The 3,443-nt window shown below is 60.4% G+C and carries 3 protein-coding genes; 2 read left to right on the forward strand and 1 reads right to left on the reverse strand.

Annotated elements, in window-relative coordinates; genetic code table 11:
* On the forward strand, positions 1–868 hold an 868-nt coding region (locus ACH2EH_RS18405), incomplete at its 5' end, for a hypothetical protein (RefSeq protein WP_395143900.1).
* Between the two features lie 95 nt (positions 869–963).
* Positions 964–2,502 (forward strand): diguanylate cyclase, encoded by a 1,539-nt coding sequence (locus tag ACH2EH_RS18410; RefSeq protein ID WP_395143901.1) that lies wholly within the window; start codon positions 964–966, stop codon positions 2,500–2,502.
* 3 nt (positions 2,503–2,505) lie between these two features.
* On the opposite strand, the gene ACH2EH_RS18415 is transcribed toward ACH2EH_RS18410, so the two are convergent.
* Positions 2,506–3,443, reverse strand: a 938-nt coding sequence (locus tag ACH2EH_RS18415; protein ID WP_395143903.1) for a dihydroxy-acid dehydratase, incomplete at its 5' end; no start/stop codon positions are given.

Raw genomic sequence — 3,443 nt, forward strand, 5'->3', positions numbered from 1 at the left:
CCTTCCCCCCGAGTGCGGCGAGGACTGCTCCGAAAAAGAGAGAGAAGCCGACGAAAAGAAGCGCAGTGCCTTGCGCCACGTGGCCCACTTGCGTCAGTGGAGAGAGTTTGCGGCGGCTCATGCTGCCGCTAGCGAGTTTATTGCGCACTTGGAGCAGAACCAGACGCTCCGGGAGAAAGATAGATCCCTCTACTTCCAGGCCGCGGATCGCTCTGTCTATGGAATGCCACGGATAATCGCGCAACTAGTGCGGCACCTCGTGAGCATTACTCTCCTGGTGACACTGGTGCTCATACTGGCGCTTGGTGGGCTCTGCGCTCTGGCAACCCGCTTCCTCAAGAGTGGCTCCGTTGAGCGACAGGCACTGGGTTGGATTCTGATCCTGACTTTTTGCTACCTGCTTCTGCCACTGGCACTCTGGCGTGTTAACAAGGCAAGACTGGCACTTTGTTTTGCCCCTCTGGCCCTGCTTGCGCTCAGCCTCTGGCTCGAAGCGGGGGCGCTGGCTCCCTGGCTCAGTTTTGGGAACTTGATACAGGGGCTCTCCAGCGGTGAGGAAACTCTTACGGATCTCACCTCCCCTCTACTGATCTGGCTGTTCAGCACCGCCATGGTGCTACTCCTGCCCGCTCTCTGGCTGGCGGCTCTGGCACTGATCAGTGTCGTGCGGCGTGTGTCGGCAACGCAGAACCTAGGCACCGAGGTGGCCCATACTGCCGCCCCGGTCGCCGCTCTCCTCTTCTTGCTCTATGCCGCCCTCCTGCCTTTGGTCGCTGTGGAGGAGCAAAAAATCAAACAAGAACTTCAGGAGCAGACGATCTCAGAGACGGCCTATCTGGCGCGGCTGGCGGCTCAATCGCAAAGATAAACTCCTGCCCACTCACAAACGGCGCAAAGTTACGGGAGGTTTTTTGCATCCTACTCTTCAAAAGCAGTCTCGTGCCTCCGACTATTAAAGCACAATTGAACGACGAATCTCTTAGCTCTATCCGTGAGGCGGCTCGCTTGCAGGCGTTAGAGGACCTGCATATCCTAGACACGCCTTCGGAGCTTGCCTACGACGATATCACGAGCCTGGCAGCCTTACTGTGTGGCACGCCCATTAGCCTGGTGAGTCTTGTGGATGAGACCCGACAGTGGTTCAAGTCGTGCTATGGGCTTGGTGCTCGCGAAACCCCGCGCGAGTGGGCGTTTTGTGCCCACGCAATCCAAACCCCCGATGAGGTAATGGTCGTCCCCGATGCTCTGATGGACCCACGTTTTGCCCATAACCCTCTCGTGACGGGCGAGCCCGGGATTCGCTTTTACGCCGGTGCGCCCCTGGTCGGAACGAACGGTGCGGCGCTGGGAACCCTCTGTGTTATTGATCGAACTCCCCGCACGCTTAGCGTCGAGCAGCTTGATGCCCTCAAAAAACTGGCCCGACAGGTGATCGCGCAATTGGAGCTGCGCTCCCTGGTGACGGTCGCCCAGGAGACACAAGAGCGGTTTCGCTCCGCCGTGGAGGCCATGCACGATGGTCTGGTAATCCAGGAAAAGAGCGGTAAGATCGTGGTCTGCAACCCACGTGCCGAAAGGATTCTCGGGTTGACACAGGAGCAGATGATGGGCCGTAGCTCCCTCGATCCGCGGTGGCAGTCGGTTCGCGAGGATGGCAGTCCGTTCCCGGGCGAGCAACATCCGGCTATGATTTCCCTCAAGCAAGGAATCGCCCAGCAGGATATGGTCATGGGAGTCCATAAGCCAAATGACGAGCTCACTTGGATCTCGATCAACTCCGCGCCCTTGATGCATCATGGGGAGAGTGAGCCCTACGCCGTCGTCACAACCTTCGACGATATCACGGCACGGCGCAATTTTGAAGAGATGTCACGCCAGCAGCTTGCACAGCTCAATGATCTCTACCAGCAGCTTGAGAGACGCCAAGAAGAGCTTGCGAAACTCAACGAGAACCTAGAGACCCAGGCCACCGTGGATGGCTTGACGAGCCTCAAGAACCACCGTAAGTTCCAGGAGGAGCTGACTGCCCAGTACCACCAGAGTATCCGCTACCACCAGCCCCTCTCGGTGATCATGCTGGATGTAGACTACTTCAAGCGCTACAACGACACCTACGGCCATCCGGCGGGCGACGTCGTGCTTAAGAAGATCGCGCAGGTTCTGCAAACGTCCGGCCGCCGCACCGACTCGGTGGCGCGCTACGGCGGCGAGGAGTTTGTGATTATTCTCCCACACACCGACCACCAGGGTGCCCAGATCATCGCGGAGCGCTTTCGTGAGGCAGTGGAGCACACTCCCTGGCCCCAACGCGCCGTCACCATCAGCGTCGGTGTCGCCACCTTAAGCCTTACCACCGAGAGCGATCAGCAGCTCATCACCGAGGCCGACCAGGCACTCTACCGCTCCAAGCGCTGGGGCCGCAACCGTGTCACCCACTTCACCGACTGCGCCGACGACCCCAGTAAAGACATCCCCGAACCCGACCTCACCGTCTACGGATAGGTTTTATTTTAGCTTGGCAAGGATGCTCTCGGTGTCGTAGACGCAGCCACCCCAGAGGCCGCCGCTGGCGGTGACGAGGGCGGCCCAGAGGCGGGTGTCGTCGGGGAGCTGAGGGTCGGGCGCTAGATCGCCACGGAGGGGGCGAGTGGCGAAGTCGGGGTCGGAGATTAAGTTGACGGAGGCGGTGAGGTTGACCCGGTCCACGATAATCTCGATGGTGTCGCCGTCGCGCACTTTGCCGATGGGGCCGCCCGCCAGCGCTTCCGGGCCGATGTGGCCGATGCACGCGCCGGTGGAGACGCCGCTAAACCGTGCGTCGGTGAGGAGCGCGACTTCTTTGCCGAAGGGCAGGAACTTGAGAGCACTGGTGAGCTGATACGTCTCCTCCATGCCGGTTCCCAGTGGGCCGCGACAGGTGAGCACAATCACATCGCCCGCCACGATCTTGCCGCCCTTGATCGCCGCAATGGCATCGCGCTCCGACGTAAAGACTTTTGCGGGGCCGGTCTTGCGGTAGACGCCATCAGCGCCCACCACCGACGGGTGAATGCTCGTGGCTTTTATCACGCTGCCCTCGGGCGCAAGGTTGCCCATGGGGAAGCAGACTGTGCTAGTGAGGCCCTTCTTGCGGGCGTGCTCCGGGTCGGAGATCACGTCGCCCGGGTCCACGCCGTCTTTGTCGCGCAGGATCTGGCGAAGCTTTTCGCGCCGCTCGCTGGTTTCCCACTCAGCGAGATTTTCGCCGATAGTTTTCCCGTTGACTGTTAGGCAGTCTAGGTGCAGCAACCCCAAATTACGTAGGTGGAGCATGACTTCCGGGACGCCGCCCGCCAGATACATACGAACCGTTGGGTGATCGTTGGGGCCGTTGGGCAGGACATCCACGAGGCGCGGGACGGAGCGATTGACACGAATCCAGTCGTCCACCGACGGGCGCTTCA

The sequence above is a fragment of the Armatimonas sp. genome, from assembly GCF_043760365.1.
In the GTDB taxonomy this organism is placed as follows: domain Bacteria; phylum Armatimonadota; class Armatimonadia; order Armatimonadales; family Armatimonadaceae; genus Armatimonas.